Source organism: Klebsiella sp. JN_Kp126 (genome assembly GCF_033843325.1).
In the GTDB taxonomy this organism is placed as follows: Bacteria; Pseudomonadota; Gammaproteobacteria; order Enterobacterales; family Enterobacteriaceae; genus Klebsiella; species Klebsiella michiganensis.
Map to the genome: position 1 here is coordinate 76,761 of NZ_JAWXQV010000085.1, position 14,707 is coordinate 91,467.

Below are 14,707 nucleotides of genomic sequence, written 5' to 3' on the forward strand. Positions count from 1 at the left end.
CTTAGTATCCCAGCTGGCGATCGACCTGCCCGCTGACCGTTTGACCTCGTTCTAACTGACCGATGGTTTTGGCGATATAAGCCATGGCTTCCAGTGGCCGGGTGACGGCGGCAACATGCGGCGTCATCGCCACTCGCGGATGCCGCCAAAGCGGGCTCGCTTCAGGCAGCGGTTCGCGGCTGTACACATCCAGCATCGCGCCTTTCAACTTGCCGCTATTCAGCGCGTCCAGCAGATCGTCTTCCACCACATGAACACCGCGAGCCAGATTCAGCACGTAGCTGTTTTCCGGCAGCTGCGCCAGGCGCGCGCTATTAATAATTCCAACGGTTTCCGCCGTGTTGGGCAGCAGGTTTATCAGCACTCGTGTTCCGTTGAGGAACGCATTCAGCTCCTCTTCTCCGGCAAAGCTGGTGACCTGCGGCCAGGATTTGCGGCTGCGGCTCCAGATGCGTAACGGAAAACCCCAGCTTTGCAGGGCTTCGGCCACTTTCGCGCCAAGCACGCCCGCGCCCATAATGCCGATGGTGAAATCTTCACGCTGATACTCCTCCAGCGGCTGCCACCGCGCCTCTTGTTTTAATGCCTGATAGTCATCAAAACGACGGAACCAGTGCAACACCTGGCTCACCGCGTATTCTTGCATCTGCAGCCCCATGCCGGTGTCTTCCAGACGGAACAGCGGAGTTGACAGCGGCAGCATTTCCGGGTGTTCCCGCAGTTTGCTGAGGATTGAATCGACGCCGGCGCCCAGGGCAAAGACGGCTTTAAGCTGGCGGCCCTGGAGCATTTCTACCGGCGGATGCCAGACCAGCGCATAGTCAGCGGGTTGATTATCTCCGGGTTTCCACTCGCGGACGCGCGAGCCGGGCAGCTGTTTTTCCAGTTCCGTAATCCAGAAAGGGGTGTCGAACGTGGGGTGGTAAAAGATGATATCCATAAAGGCTCCTGATAGCCGACGCTGCTGGCAGGTTAGGTTAGCGTCGCGTTTTACTCGTTGTTTTCTATTGGATTGCCAGCATAGCAAATTTCATTCGCCGAGCGTGCGAAAAAGGGAATGGCGATAAAAAAATCGATTTTCGCCCATTTAGGGAGCAAGTTGCTTGAAGTTTGGCTAAACGCGCGATTTTTTAAAAAAGTTGATTGACGGGAGATACGTATTTCCCTAAATTAGCGCCCGTTCCCGGCAACAACGGGAAAGACAATATGGTGAGGTGTCCGAGTGGCTGAAGGAGCACGCCTGGAAAGTGTGTATACGGCAACGTATCGGGGGTTCGAATCCCCCCCTCACCGCCATATTTTAAGAAGAGCTCGTACGCAAGTACGGGCTTTTTTTTTCGCATATAGCACCCCGTCCGGTAGCCCGGACAGATGCGCAGCATCGCCTCCGGGAAATTCTGCTACTCCATGCTCTTCTCCCGGGGGCGGCGCGATGCGCGTGCCCGGGCTACAGTACCGCAGATTGCCGATAGCCCGTAGCCCGGGTAAGGCGTTTACGCCGCAACCCGGGGAATATGCCGTGAGGTGGTATTGCTGTGGCTTCTTCCCGGCTTGCGCTGCGCTTAGCCGGGCTACCGGGCCGCAGATCGCCGGTAATCCGAGCCCGGACAGGCGCATCGCGCCGCCGCCGGGATTGTGGCAAATGCTAATCCTCTTCCATCCGCTGATACTCTTCGCTGAGAAAATCCACCAGCGCCCTGACCGAGGGGAGTAATCCGCGACGAGAGGCAAACACCGCATGGATCACCTCCCTGCGCGGTTGCCACTCATCGAGGACAACCACCAGCTCTCCGGCGGCCAACTGATCGCGCACCATTAATAAAGGAAGCTGTACCACCCCAACGCCGGCAATGGCCGCTTCACGGAGCGCCAGCATATCCGTGGTGACCAGCCGGGGAGTAAAGTAGATTTCCGCCCTTGCCCCCTCCGGGCCGGTCAACTGCCACTTATGCTGATGCTTGCCCGCCCCCAGGCTTAACCCCGGCCAATCGCTTAGCGCTGAAGGAACCTGAGGCTGCCCCTGCCGCTCCACCAACCGTGGGCTGGCGACCAGACGGTGCCCGCGATCGGCCAGAACACGCATCACCAGATCGCTATCTTCTATCGGCCTTGGACGTACGCGAATCGCGACGTCGACGCCCTCTCCAACAACATCAACGCGTCGGTTAGTCGCTTCCAGCTGCAGATTCACGCCCGGATAGCGCACCATAAACCGTGCCAGCATCGGCCCGATATGCGCATGCAATAGCGTTACCGGGCAGGTCAGCTTTACGCTCCCGCGCGGCTCGGAACGCAGGGTTTCCACCGCCTGTTCTGCCGCTTCCGCCTCGATCAGCATCGCTTTGCAGTGCTGATAAAAGGTCAGGCCAACTTCCGTTACCGCAAACTGCCGGGTTGTACGTTGAATCAAACGGACGCCGAGGCGTTCTTCTAGCTGGGCGATACGACGGCTCAACTTGGATTTGGGTTGATCGAGCGCCCTGCCCGCCGCGGCAAAACCACCGTGATCGATCACCTGTACGAACCAGGCTAAGTCATTGAGATCCTGCATCCTTCCCCCATCGTTCCATTTTTAGAACAGTATAGGTCATTTTTGCTATCTAGCGGACTATTAGTGGCGAATATATGCTTATTCACATCAGAAACAGCTATTCAGGAGACTACCATGAAACAAATTACAGGTATCTACACCGCGCCTTCACAGCACTGGGTAGGCGATGGTTTCCCGGTTCGCTCAATGTTCTCTTACCAGACTCACGGCGAACAGCTAAGCCCCTTCCTGCTGCTCGACTACGCAGGCCCCCATCACTTCCCGGCGGGGACAGGCAAACGCGGCGTCGGCGAACATCCGCATCGCGGATTTGAAACCGTCACCGTGGTCTATTCCGGCGAAGTTGAACATCGTGACTCTACCGGCAGAGGCGGCGTCATTGGACCGGGCGATGTGCAGTGGATGACCGCAGGCGCCGGGATCCTGCATGAAGAGTTCCACTCGGCGGAATTTACCCGTACCGGCGGCGAGCTGAAAATGATTCAGCTCTGGGTCAACCTCCCGGCGAAAGACAAAATGACGCAGCCGGGATACCAGAGCATCACTGCTGATGTGATTCCGGACGTTGAGCTGCCGAATAATGCGGGCCATATGCGGGTTATTGCCGGGCGCTACGAAGATATTGTCGGCCCTGCGCACACGTTTTCTCCGCTTAACGTCTGGGACCTGCAGCTTAACCAGAGCCAGGAAATCACGCTGCATCAGCCTGCCGGCTGGAGTACGGCGCTGGTCGTTCTGGAAGGTGAAGTGGTGGTGAACGGCGAGGGTAGCGCCCGCGAGGGTCAGCTGGTGGTGCTCAGCCAGAAAGGAGAAGCGCTCCACCTCTCGGCCAGTAGCAACGCAAAAGTACTGCTGATGGCCGGTGAACCGCTGCAGGAGCCGATCGTGGGCTACGGCCCCTTTGTGATGAATACCAAAGCACAAATCGCGGAAGCGGTTCGTGATTTTAATAGCGGCCGCTTCGGCCAAATCTGATACTGAATGAGGTGAATAATATGTCTACCCCAGCTAACTTTAATGGTTCTCGTCCGGTTATTGATGTCAATGATACCGCCATGCTGCTGATTGACCACCAGAGCGGTCTGTTCCAGACCGTGGGTGATATGCCGATGCCGGAGCTGCGGGCGCGCGCCGCCGCGCTGGCGAAGATGGCTTCATTAGCCGGGATCCCGGTGATCACCACGGCGTCAGTGCCGCAGGGACCAAACGGCCCGCTGATCCCTGAGATTCATGCGAACGCGCCCCATGCGCAATATATTGCGCGTAAAGGAGAGATTAACGCGTGGGATAACCCGGAATTTGTTGCCGCGGTAAAAGCGACCGGGCGTAAAACGCTGATTATCGCCGGTACCATTACCAGCGTCTGCATGGCGTTCCCGTCCATTGCCGCCGTCGCCGATGGCTATAAGGTTTTTGCCGTCATTGATGCTTCCGGTACCTATAGCAAGATGGCGCAGGAAATCACCCTCGCCCGCGTCGTCCAGGCTGGCGTCGTGCCGATGGATACCGCAGCGGTTGCTTCTGAACTGCAGCGCACCTGGAACCGCCCGGATGCCGCTGAGTGGGCCGAGGTGTATACCAAGGTCTTCCCGGCATACCAGCTGCTGATTGAGAGCTACGCCAAAGCTCAGGACGTGGTGAAGAATAACGAACAGCTTGATTCACAGCGTTAAAATGACTGCCCCGCCGTGCTACGGCGGGGCAGTGTTCATTGCTTAACCGAACGATAGCGAAAGCATAAATACTGCTTGACCGTTTTAGCGCAACTCCCTATAGTAGCGCCCCGTTGCCCACCCAAGGTGAGCGACAAAACAATATGGTGAGGTGTCCGAGTGGCTGAAGGAGCACGCCTGGAAAGTGTGTATACGGCAACGTATCGGGGGTTCGAATCCCCCCCTCACCGCCATATTTTAAGAAGAGCTCGTACGCAAGTACGGGCTTTTTTTTCGCCTGTTGCACCCCGACCGGGGTCGCCCCCGGCCATCCTGTGTTATTAAGCGGCGGGACGTTTTTCCCGGTATCCTCCCCTCTCCAGCAGCAGGCTAAAGGACGCCGGCAGCACGGTTAACGTGACGAGCGTCGCGACAATCAGCCCGCCAATGATGGCATACGCCATCGGTCCCCAGAATACCTGGTGAGAGATGGGGACCATACCCAGTATCGCGGCGCAGGCGGTCAGAAATATCGGCCTGGCCCGGTGCTCTGCGGCGGCAATAATAGCGGCATCGCTTTCCATGCCCTGAGCCAGATTGCCGTCAACTTCAGTGATAAGTATCACGGCATTGCGGATAATCATCCCCGCCAGCGCGATGACGCCGAGCAGAGCCACAAATCCCATTGGCGTGTCGCCCGGCAGCATGGCCATAACAATCCCCGGCAAGCCGAACGGGGCCATGAACAGAGCCAGCAGCATACGAGAATAGCGCCGCAGCTGAAGCATCAGCAATAACAGCATAATGCCGAGGGTGACGGGTAAAATATTCAATACCGAGCTGTTGCCTTTTTCGGACTCCGCGACCACTCCACCTTCGACAATGCTGTAACCGGTGGGTAAACCCGCGCGCAGTTGATCCACCGTCGGGCGCAGACCGTTCGATACGCCTTCTGCCCGCATTCCCGGCGCGAGGTCGGTTTGTACGGTGATAAACGGCAATCTTTGCCGACGCCAGAGCACCGGATCGTCCACTCCCCAGGTTGGCGTGGCCACCGCGCTGAGGGGAACTTTTTCTCCACCGCGCCCCTCAACCGTCAGCGATGACAGGGTGGCAAGATTCAATCGCTCGCTGTCGTTCGCCCGCAGCACCACATCAACCAGCCGGTCATTGTCTCTCAGCGATGTGACCGTCGTGCCTGACCAGACGGTATTAAGCGTCTGCGCCAGACTCTGCGATGACACTCCCGCCGCCCGCGCGGCAGTCTGGTTCACCTGCAGGACGATGGTTCTCTCCGGCTCGCCGGCGGTCTGATTTACCTCCCGGGTTAACGACGAGCGCCCTATCGCCTCGGCCAGACGCCCGGCATACTCTCTGACCTTGAGATAATCAGGCCCGCTGACCCGGTATTTGATCGGCCAGCCCACCGGAGGCCCTAGCTCAAGAGGCGAAACGCGCGAGGTCAGATCGCTGAATTGCGTGGCCAGCAGCGCGTTTAACTGTTCCCGCAGGCGGTCGCGGGCGGCCAGGTCTTTCGCCACCACCACCAGCTGCGCCGTATTTTCATTATCCAGCAGAACATCCATCGGCAGATAAAAGCGGATGGCGCCCGCCCCAATATAGGTCGAATAATGGTCAATGTTGCGATTCCCGGCGAGCGCCCTTTCCAGCCTCTCCGTTTGTTTCTCCGTTTCCGTCTGCGAAGCATTGGCCGGAAGCGTCAGGCTGACCAGCAGCTCCGGGCGATCAGATGAAGGGAAAAACTCCCCCTGCATAAACGTGGTCCCGTACACCGACAGTCCCAGCGCGGCCAGCGCAATCCCAAGGGTGGCAAGCCGGTGGCGCAGTACCGTACGCAGAAGTCGTCCATATCCCCGCGCCATGCGGCCCGGGCCTGCGGCACGATGTTTCAGCTTTTCCGGCAGCAGCCACGTTCCGGTCAAAGGGGAGAACAGAATCGCCACGACCCATGAATTCAGAAGCGCCATCAGCACCACGGCAAACAGCGAAAAGCAGTATTCGCCCGCGCTGGATGAGGCAAAACCGACGGGAATAAACCCGGCAATCATGACCAGCGTACCGGTCAACATCGGAAATGCCGTGGTTTGGAAAGCGTACGTCGCCGCCTGCCGTCGCGTATCGCCGGCCTCAAGCCGGGATACCATGGTTTCCACGGCGATCATGGCATCATCCACCAGCAGCCCTAGCGCAACGATCAGGGCCCCGAGAGAGATGCGCTGTAGACCAATACCTGCCAGCAGCATCCCGGCAAAGGTCAACGCCAGCACCAGCGGGATCGCCGCGGCCACCACCAGCCCGGCCCTTAATCCCAGCGAGACAAAAGAAACCGCCAGCACAATCAGCACGGCTTCCACCAGTACCCGGACAAACCCGCTTACGGCGCCGCTGACCACCGCCGACTGGTCAGCCACTTTAACTATCTCGATGCCGTGCGGCAGCCCGGCGCCGATGGCGCGCATTCTGTTATTCAGCGTCTCGCCAAAGCGCAGCATATTGCCCGTCGGCGCCATGGAAATCGCCAGCCCAACGGCAGGACGTCCGTTAACGCGAAACGCCGCTGAAGGCGGTTCGGCCGCGCTTCTTTCAATCGTGGCAATATCGGTCAGGGGAAGATAGCGATCGTTGATGTGCAGGATGACGGCGCGCAGGCTCGCTTCGCTCCTGAGGGCCCCGCTGACGTTTAGCGTGATATTCTCCTGCCCGGTGCGCAGGGTTCCTGCCGGCGCCACGGCATTCTGGGCCTTCAGAGCGTCCGCAACCTGCTGAATGGTAAGCCCCATACCGGCCAGCCGGGCGGGCGAAAAAGCGATGACTATCTGCTCCTGCGGCTCGCCAAGGAGGACCGTTTTGCCGATATCCGGCACGGACATCAGTTCACGGCGGATCGTCTCCACCCGCTGTCGCACCTCTTCAAGGCTATATCCGTCAGGGATAAATCCGTAAATGGTGCCGTACGTGTCGTCAAACTCATCGTTCACGCTCGGTCCCTGCGCGCCTTCCGGCAGCGATGGCGCAATATCCTGCATTTTTTTGCGGATCTGGTACCAGATCGCCGGGACGTTGTGCGCCGGGGTGTCATCGCGGAGATTAATATAGATAACCGTTTGCCCGGCTCGGGTTTCACTTTCGATATAATCGAGCCAGGGCGTTTCCTGTAATTTTTTCTCCAGGACATCCGTCACCAGATGCGTGGTATCCGTTACCGACGCGCCCGGCCACTGCGCCGAGACTACCGCCGTTTTGATAGTGAAAGCCGGATCTTCATTTCGCGGCAGCAGCGTATAGCTGAGCGAACCGATAACCATAATCAGCAGCATAAAGAAACTGACCATTTGCGGGTTTTCCAGCGCCCATGCAGAAAGGTTAAAGCGATTTTTTGACGGCGCTATTTTCACGGCAGCCTCTCTCCGGCGACGACTTTTTCGCCCGGGCGCAGTTTGCTAACGCCGGCGGTAATAACCCGATCGCCGGGCACAAGGCCGGAGGCGATGATCGCGGAAGAAGCCGTGTAGCTGGCGAGAACGACAACGCGCAGCTGTGCCTCCATCTGCGGGGTGATGACAAAGACGGCCGGTTTATCTCCGCAGCGGCTCAGCGCAGAAGCCGGTATGGCGTACCCCGTCGAGCCTGATGACGGCAGCCTTACCGTGACGCTGGCGCCCAGCGCCATCGCGGCGGGCGGTTTCTTGAGCGTTGCCCTGACGCGCCATGTCCGGGTCTGGGGATCGGCCTGTGGGCTAATATCACGCAAAACAGCATAAGCCTTCACCCCGGCATCGCTGAGCAAAGCAACCTGAAATTCTTCCGCCCTTTGCGCCTCAACCTTAGCGGGATCCGGGATATCAAACACCACATCGCGCGCCTGACCCACCGCCAGCGTCACCACCGTCTCTCCGGCGCTGACCACCTGACCGGGAGAGGCGCTGACCGCCGTGATAACCCCCTCACCCGGCGAAGTAAGACGCGTCCAGCCCAGGCTTTCCCTGGCGTTGCGCAAAGCGGCCTCGCTGCTCTTCACCCGGGCGCTGGCGACCAGCCAGTCCGCCTGCGCGCTGTCCAGCTGAGAGCGGGCGATTGCGCCCGTGGCGATGAGCTTCTGCATCCGGTTAACGTTCAGCGCGGCGACCCGGGCGGTCGCTCGGGCGCTCTCATCGTCAGCCATCGCGCTGTCCAGCTGATTTCGTGCGCTGGTCTCTTCAAGCGTCGCCAGCAGCTGCCCGTAGTTGACCCGATCGCCGACATCCACCGCGCGCGTCAGTATCCTGCCCGCCGTACGAAAGCTCAGGGCCGTCTCATCATGCGCGTGGATTTCGCCCGTTCTTTCCAGAGCGGGAAGCGTCGCCGGGGAACCCACCACCACGTAGCGCACCGGGCGGGCCGGCGCGGGCTTTTCGGCGCTTTTATCGCCGCAGCCCACAAGCGGTACGATCATCAGGATCAGTACGATCGGCGGCAACAGCGCAAACCAGGATAGCGGTCGTTCTGCGCCGAGCAAAGCGTACACGCACTGACGAAGGGAAAGAACTAACTCATATAACATAACGCCACTCCGTTCGGGAAATGGCGCCATTACATGACACATTCATCGAGAATGGCTCGACGTTGTGTCAAGGGATTATCAAGGCAGGCTGTTTTCTTCTGCGGCGGGAGCGCACGGCAGAACAACGCGAATCTGCAGGCCGCCGCTCGCCGGTAGCGAAGCGCTGATGCGCCCCCCGTGCGCCACGCAGATAGCGCGCGCAATGGATAATCCGAGGCCGCTGCCGCCGGAGTGTCTGGCGCGGGACGCCTCCTCGCGGGTAAAACGTTCAAACATATCCGGTAAAAAATGCCTCGCCACGCCGGGCCCGTCATCGACAAAATCAATGGTGTAAGCGCCCTCGCCGCGGCGCAACGTAATTGCCAGATGTCCCCCCCTGCGCCCGTAGCGTACGGCATTTTCCATCAGTACGCTAAATACCTGGCCCATGCGAAAAGCATCGCCGCGGAAGGGACAGGACGGCGATGGCTGAATGGCGATCGTCACGCTCTGCGCGTCCGCCTGCGGCGTTAACCATGCGGCTCGCTCCTGAAGGAGCTCATCCAGACAAAATGGCCGCTCATCGAGCACCAGATTGCCGGCATCCGCCAGGGAAAGCAGATGCAGCTCATCGGTCAATCGATTCAAATGCTGGAGTTGTTTCATCACCATCTCCAGCTGCTGCGGCTGGGTATCAAAAACGCCATCCAGCATGCCCTGCAGACGGCCAATCGCCGCCGTCAGCGGGGAGCGAAGCTCATGCGCCATCGCAACATGCGAGGCGCGGAGTTCTTTATCATAGCGGGCCAGCTGGCCGGTCATTTTGTTAAAGTCGGCAGCAAAGCGGATCATTTCCGCTGGCGCGTCCTCAATCAGCTCCGCCTGGCGGCCAAATTGGCCCCCGGTGACGTCCTTCGCCGCATCACGAAGACGGCTGAACTGCAGCGAGAGCGGACGGGCGTAGCGGAGCCCCATAACGACAATGAAGGGGATCATGACCAGCACCAGCACCGCCACGGTCACCCAGTCCGCCGAGGCGATAGAGGGCGTGGAATAGCTCAATCCCCACCAGGTATCGACAATCTGATGAAAACGCGCCGGGTTGGCCTCCGGATTGCGGCTGAGCGCAATGAATTCCTCCCGCAAAGCGGGCGGCATTTTGTGCATGATCCAATAGTTCTGCACGGCGAAACGCAGCCACATACAGGTGGCGATAACCATCACACTGCCGATGGCCAGCGCCAGAATGCGCCCGCAAATCCAGCGCCAGAGAGAGGAGTGACGGGTCTTCATCATGGCTGTCTGAACCTGTAGCCCACGCCGCGAACGTTGACTAGCACCCCGGATACCCCCGCCCCCTCCAGTTTTTTACGCAGGTTATAAATATGCGTATCCACCACGCGCTCAAGCGCTTCGCTCTCAGGAAGGCAGCGCTCCAGCAGATACTGTCTCGAAAAGGGACGGACGGGGGCGCGCATCAGCGTAGCCAGAAGCGAAAACTCGGTCGGGGTAAGATCGAGAATATGGACAGGTTCCCCCGGATTGCTGACGGCCGCGACGATGGCAGCGACGTCCACCTCCAGCCCCTGCCAGCGCAGAATGTCTTCCTGCGTCTCAGCTTTGCGGCTCCGCCGGAGCACGGCCTGAACTCGCGCCACCACTTCGCCGGGATGATAGGGTTTCACCACATAATCGTCGGCGCCATAGCGCAGCGCGCCAATACGATCGGGCATATCCCCCATCGCGGTAACCATAATCACCGGCACATCGCTTTTCCGCCGCAGGCTGGCCAGCACCTCGGTGCCGTTCAGCCCGGGCAGCATCACGTCCAGCAGAATCAGATCGGGTTTCCAGCGCTGCGCCATATCCAGCCCAGCGAGGCCATCCACGGTGACCGCCACATCATAGTTTTCCCGGCGTAAATAGGCCTCAAGCACCCCGGCCGCATCGGCGTCATCTTCAATTATCAACACTCTTCTGGACAACATCTGTTCACCTTGACCGTTTCTTAACACTATCCCGACCGTTCATTGATTTAGCAAAACCATACTGCACCGGCATTCTGCGGCGCGTCCTTATCGACGGCGCCCGCGTCCACGTGGAGAACAGTATGATAGCCAGAAAAATTTCGCCGTATATGGTCGTGCCGTTTTTAATGGCGATAACACCCGGCGCGCGTGCCGATGAAGCCGCCGCGCCTTCCGATGGGCTGACTATCGGGGTGGGCGGAAAATACGCGCCTCGTTACAGCGGCTCTGACAAGCAGAGTTGGCAGGTGGTTCCCGTACTACAGGGGCGGAAAGGCGCTTTCTTTATTGATAGCCAAAAAGGCATAGGCTATGACCTGGCTGGCGACAGCGGTCTCTACTTCGAGCACACGCTCGGTTATGACCTCGGGCGAGCGGAAAAAAACTCAGGCTGGCGCGATGGGGCAAATACGCTGAAGGGGATGGGTAATATTAAAGCCACCATGAATACCGCCTTCGCCGTCGGCTGGTCGGTCACGCCGTGGCTCACCGTTGAAGGTAAGGCTACGCTTCCGCTCACCGACGCCCAGGGCGTGCATTATCAGACCTCCGCAACCCTCCTGCTGCTCCAGAATTCGCAGGATATCGTTGCCTTACAGTCCGCCGCGCTGTTTGGCGACGGCCGGTACGCCAATACCTTTTACGGGGTCGATCAACGGCAGAGCGCCCGTTCCGGCTATCGCCCCTATCGCGCACCCGGCGGATTTTACGGCATCGACAACGCGCTGACCTGGAGCCATCAATATGACGAGCATTGGGGTTCCACGCTCAGCGCCGGCTATACCTGGCTCGGAGAACACGCCGCTGACAGCCCGATAGTCTCACGGCGCAATGAAGGTTCCGTGACCGCGGCAATCACCTGGACATTTTAATCGATCCTGCGCTCGTCCAGACACCCACCGCGCCGGTTATGCGCCGCGGCTGACCCGCATCAGTTGATTAAAAAAACCTGAAGCGCTGTTCACGTGAATGATAAGCTTCTGCAGCGTTACATTTAAATGTTAAGGAAGGAAAATGAGCACCATTGCCGTTGTTGTTCTGACTTACGTTAAACCGCTTGATCAGGTAGACGCCCAGCTTGCTGCGCACGTGGAATGGCTTAAGCAAGGCTATGCTGACGGAATATTTCTCGCTTCGGGGCGTAAAATCCCCAAGTCCGGCGGCGTGATTCTGGCTAAAGGCGATGATATGGATGGGCTGCAAAACTGGCTGAGCCAGGATCCATTTCAGCAATCGGGCGTAGCGAAAGTCGAGATCGTTCCTTTTGAAGCCACGATGGCCGCTCCTTCACTGCAGGCTCTTCTGTAGTGCAGCAAAAACAAAGCCCGGTCACCCGGGCTTTGCAGACGCAGAAGTACTCAGTAGTAGGCTTTCAGCGCGCGCTGGCAAAGCGTTGAGCGCACGCAATCATCGGTTGTAAAGCGCACAATACCCACCATCTCATCCTCTTCAAAACGCGCCAGCGCATCGGTCAGACCCGACCGTACGCCTGAAGGTAAATCGCACTGGGTAATGTCGCCGTTGACGATAACCGTCACGTTCTCCCCGAGGCGGGTCAAAAACATCTTCATTTGCGCAGCGGTCACGTTCTGGGCCTCGTCCAGAATCACCACCGCATTTTCAAATGTACGTCCGCGCATATAGGCGAACGGCGCGATTTCCACCTTGCCGATTTCCGGACGCAGGCAGTACTGCATAAAGGAAGCCCCTAGCCTTCTCACCAGCACGTCATAGACCGGTCGGAAATAGGGAGCAAACTTCTCGGCGATATCTCCCGGTAAGAAGCCGAGATCTTCGTCGGCCTGCAGAACGGGACGGGTAACAATAATTCTGTCCACATCCTTATGGATCAGGGCTTCAGCTGCTTTTGCCGCGCTAATCCAGGTCTTACCGCACCCGGCCTCGCCCGTGGCGAAGATCAGCTGTTTATTGTCGATGGCATTCAAATAATGCGCCTGAGCGTCATTGCGCGCTTCGATTGGCGATGCGTCGCGGCTATCCCGCGCCATGCCAATGGCTTCTACGCCACTCATTTGCACAAGCGATGTGACCGATTCTTCTTCGCGCTGCTTATGGCTTCGCGAATCCTGTCTCAGCACACGTTTGGCCTCACGACGAGCTCTGGTCACTGCTTTTTGTCTTCCCATGGATAGCACCTTGCGTTGTTGGTTTACATCACACGCGCCACGATCGACGCGATTATGCGCACTAACGATTGAGGTTTGGCTTCCTTGTAAGCCATTGCTTGCCTGACGAATTGGCAGAGGGTCACGGCTACGCGCACCGGTAACCTTGCCTGGGTTCTGGTTTTCTTTGATAGAGGAGGAGGATTTTGCGGTGTGAAAATCGCGGCCGGAAGTTGGGCTCCCGTGCTGATGAGTACGGTCTGGGGTTTGACGTTTTCCGTTACAGCAATCGGGCATTCGCGATCTCCATAATGAAACGAGACTACTGCCGAGAACTACCGCGCCTGTAATAAGTACATCAGAAATAATTCTAAGCGCAACTTATTTTTCACACACGGACAACAAATAATTCTCATCGCAGCTGAGGAGAGTTTCCGACTATAAGATTACAGAAAAATGAAACAAGGCAGGAAATACAAAAAATGAATGGAAAAACAGCAGAAAACGCCCTGCCCTTGCGGGCAGGTACGTCAGGCTTCGAGCAGCGATTGCCCGAGATAATGCCGCTCGTCGATAACCCCCGGCAGAACAAAGAAATAGCCGCCGCCAATGGGCTTCACGTACTCCTCCAGCGCTTCTCCATTCAGGCGCTTTTGCACCGTCAGGAAGCCTTTTTCCAGATCGTGCTGGTAGCAAACAAACAGCAGCCCCATGTCCAGCTGACCGGAATTGGTCACCCCCAGCGAATAGCTATAGCCCCGGCGCATCATCAGGCTGGATTCGGTTTCCGGGGTACGCGGGTTCGCCAGACGAATATGGCTATCAAGCGCAATGGTATCGCCGTCAGGGTCTTTGCTGAAATCCGGGACATCGTGCTCGTGCTGCATCCCAAGCGGCGCGCCGCTCAGTTTATCGCGGCCAAAAATAGTCTGCTGCTCTTTCAGCGGCGTGCGATCCCAGAACTCAACGTGGAACTGAATAATCCTCGCCGCCTGATAGCTGCCGCCCGTCGCCCACGCAGGCTCTCCCTGGTCGGCGGTGACCCACACCACTTTATCCATTAGCGCCTTATCGGTGCTCACCGGATTCGCGGTGCCGTCTTTGAAGCCCAGCAGATTCACCGGCGTCTCTTTACCCTTGCTGCGCGCGGCGCTGTCGGAGATAAACCCTTCCCGCTTCCAGCGCACGCTGAGCAAATCCGGGGTGTGCTTAATCACATCCCGCAGGGCGTGAATCACCGTATCCTGGGTGTTGGCGCAAATTTGCAGCAGCAGATCGCCGTGGCACAGCGCCGCATCCAGCGAATCGTTCGGAAAACGCGTCATCTTTTGCAGCCTCTTCGGCGCCTGATGAGCCAGGCCGAAACGCTCGTCAAACAGCGAATGCCCCACCGAGACGGTGATCGTCAGATTATCCGGGGCGATCCACGGCCCGAGAATGCCTGAGTCCATCGGCGGCAGCCGCGGGTTCGGCGTCTCCGGCGCGGGACCGCCTTTGGTCAGAAAGGCGATACGCCGGGTCAGCAGGCGAAACAGCCGCTCAAGGTCCGCTTTATCGCTGGCCAGCACATCAAAGGCGACAATCATCATCGACGCCTGCTGCGGGGTCAGCACCCCTGCCTGATGTGGACCATAAAACGGCTGCGCTTCCAGACGCGCATCCGGCGACACCGTACCCGGAGAGCTATGGTCTTTTGCCGCGTGCACCACCGGGCAGCCGCCGGATATCGCCAGCGCGCCGCCAAGCGCGCCAATCCCTTTTAACAACCGCCGCCGGGACGGTTGATTAACATCATATTTTTGCTCAGCCAT

General features: G+C 58.5%; 12 protein-coding genes and 2 tRNA genes. 6 read left to right on the forward strand and 8 right to left on the reverse strand.

The window, feature by feature from the left end; genetic code table 11:
• Window position 1: 1 nt before the first annotated feature.
• The gene (gene ghrA / locus SIK97_RS21535) at window positions 2-940 is read right to left on the reverse strand and encodes a glyoxylate/hydroxypyruvate reductase GhrA (protein WP_032749611.1); all 939 of its coding nucleotides are present in this window, start codon (window positions 938-940) and stop codon (window positions 2-4) included.
• A 268-nt stretch (window positions 941-1,208) separates the two neighbouring features.
• Between ghrA and SIK97_RS21540 the strand changes: the two genes are divergently transcribed.
• Window positions 1,209-1,296, forward strand: a tRNA-Ser gene (locus SIK97_RS21540).
• A 349-nt stretch (window positions 1,297-1,645) separates the two neighbouring features.
• On the opposite strand, the gene SIK97_RS21545 is transcribed toward SIK97_RS21540, so the two are convergent.
• A complete protein-coding gene (locus tag SIK97_RS21545) occupies window positions 1,646-2,551 on the reverse strand; it encodes a LysR family transcriptional regulator (protein WP_014228816.1) in 906 nt (301 codons plus the stop codon).
• A gap of 114 nt (window positions 2,552-2,665) precedes the next feature.
• Here SIK97_RS21545 and SIK97_RS21550 point away from each other — a divergent pair, with 114 nt between their 5' ends.
• The 3 genes from SIK97_RS21550 to SIK97_RS21560 all read left to right on the forward strand — a co-directional run bounded on the left by SIK97_RS21550 (window position 2,666) and on the right by SIK97_RS21560 (window position 4,457).
• Window positions 2,666-3,526 carry a pirin family protein gene (locus SIK97_RS21550; protein WP_014228815.1) on the forward strand — a complete coding sequence of 287 codons (861 nt, stop codon included), beginning with the start codon at window positions 2,666-2,668 and terminating at the stop codon, window positions 3,524-3,526.
• 20 nt (window positions 3,527-3,546) lie between these two features.
• On the forward strand, window positions 3,547-4,224 hold the full coding sequence (locus tag SIK97_RS21555) for an isochorismatase family protein (protein ID WP_014228814.1): 678 nt from the start codon (window positions 3,547-3,549) through the stop codon (window positions 4,222-4,224).
• Between the two features lie 145 nt (window positions 4,225-4,369).
• Window positions 4,370-4,457: transfer RNA gene (locus SIK97_RS21560), tRNA-Ser, on the forward strand.
• A gap of 87 nt (window positions 4,458-4,544) precedes the next feature.
• Here SIK97_RS21560 and SIK97_RS21565 read toward each other — a convergent pair.
• From SIK97_RS21565 to SIK97_RS21580, 4 genes are all read right to left on the reverse strand, one after another.
• Window positions 4,545-7,619 carry an efflux RND transporter permease subunit gene (locus SIK97_RS21565; protein ID WP_057173143.1) on the reverse strand — a complete coding sequence of 1,025 codons (3,075 nt, stop codon included), beginning with the start codon at window positions 7,617-7,619 and terminating at the stop codon, window positions 4,545-4,547.
• The gene (locus tag SIK97_RS21570) at window positions 7,616-8,764 is read right to left on the reverse strand and encodes an efflux RND transporter periplasmic adaptor subunit (RefSeq protein WP_057173142.1); all 1,149 of its coding nucleotides are present in this window, start codon (window positions 8,762-8,764) and stop codon (window positions 7,616-7,618) included. Before SIK97_RS21570 ends, SIK97_RS21565 begins: the two co-directional genes overlap by 4 nt.
• Window positions 8,765-8,842: 78 nt before the next feature.
• On the reverse strand, window positions 8,843-10,039 hold the full coding sequence (locus SIK97_RS21575) for a sensor histidine kinase (protein WP_057173141.1): 1,197 nt from the start codon (window positions 10,037-10,039) through the stop codon (window positions 8,843-8,845).
• Window positions 10,036-10,731 (reverse strand): response regulator, encoded by a 696-nt coding sequence (locus tag SIK97_RS21580; RefSeq protein ID WP_049079877.1) that lies wholly within the window; start codon window positions 10,729-10,731, stop codon window positions 10,036-10,038. The genes SIK97_RS21575 and SIK97_RS21580 overlap by 4 nt, the downstream gene beginning before the upstream one ends.
• A 122-nt stretch (window positions 10,732-10,853) precedes the next feature.
• On the opposite strand from SIK97_RS21580, the gene SIK97_RS21585 reads away from it, so the two are divergent.
• Together SIK97_RS21585 and SIK97_RS21590 are read left to right on the forward strand one after the other, a co-directional pair.
• Complete coding sequence (locus tag SIK97_RS21585) at window positions 10,854-11,642, forward strand: MipA/OmpV family protein (protein WP_014228809.1); 789 nt, start codon at window positions 10,854-10,856, stop codon at window positions 11,640-11,642.
• Window positions 11,643-11,784: 142 nt separating this feature from the next.
• Entirely contained in the window at window positions 11,785-12,078 is a 294-nt protein-coding gene (locus tag SIK97_RS21590) for a YciI family protein (RefSeq protein ID WP_057173140.1), read from the forward strand.
• A gap of 50 nt (window positions 12,079-12,128) precedes the next feature.
• Here SIK97_RS21590 and phoH read toward each other — a convergent pair whose 3' ends face one another.
• Together phoH and efeB are read right to left on the reverse strand one after the other, a co-directional pair.
• Entirely contained in the window at window positions 12,129-12,917 is a 789-nt protein-coding gene (gene phoH, locus SIK97_RS21595) for a phosphate starvation-inducible protein PhoH (protein WP_014228807.1), read from the reverse strand.
• A gap of 509 nt (window positions 12,918-13,426) precedes the next feature.
• Window positions 13,427-14,707, reverse strand: a complete 1,281-nt coding sequence (efeB, locus tag SIK97_RS21600; protein WP_057173139.1) for an iron uptake transporter deferrochelatase/peroxidase subunit — start codon at window positions 14,705-14,707, stop codon at window positions 13,427-13,429.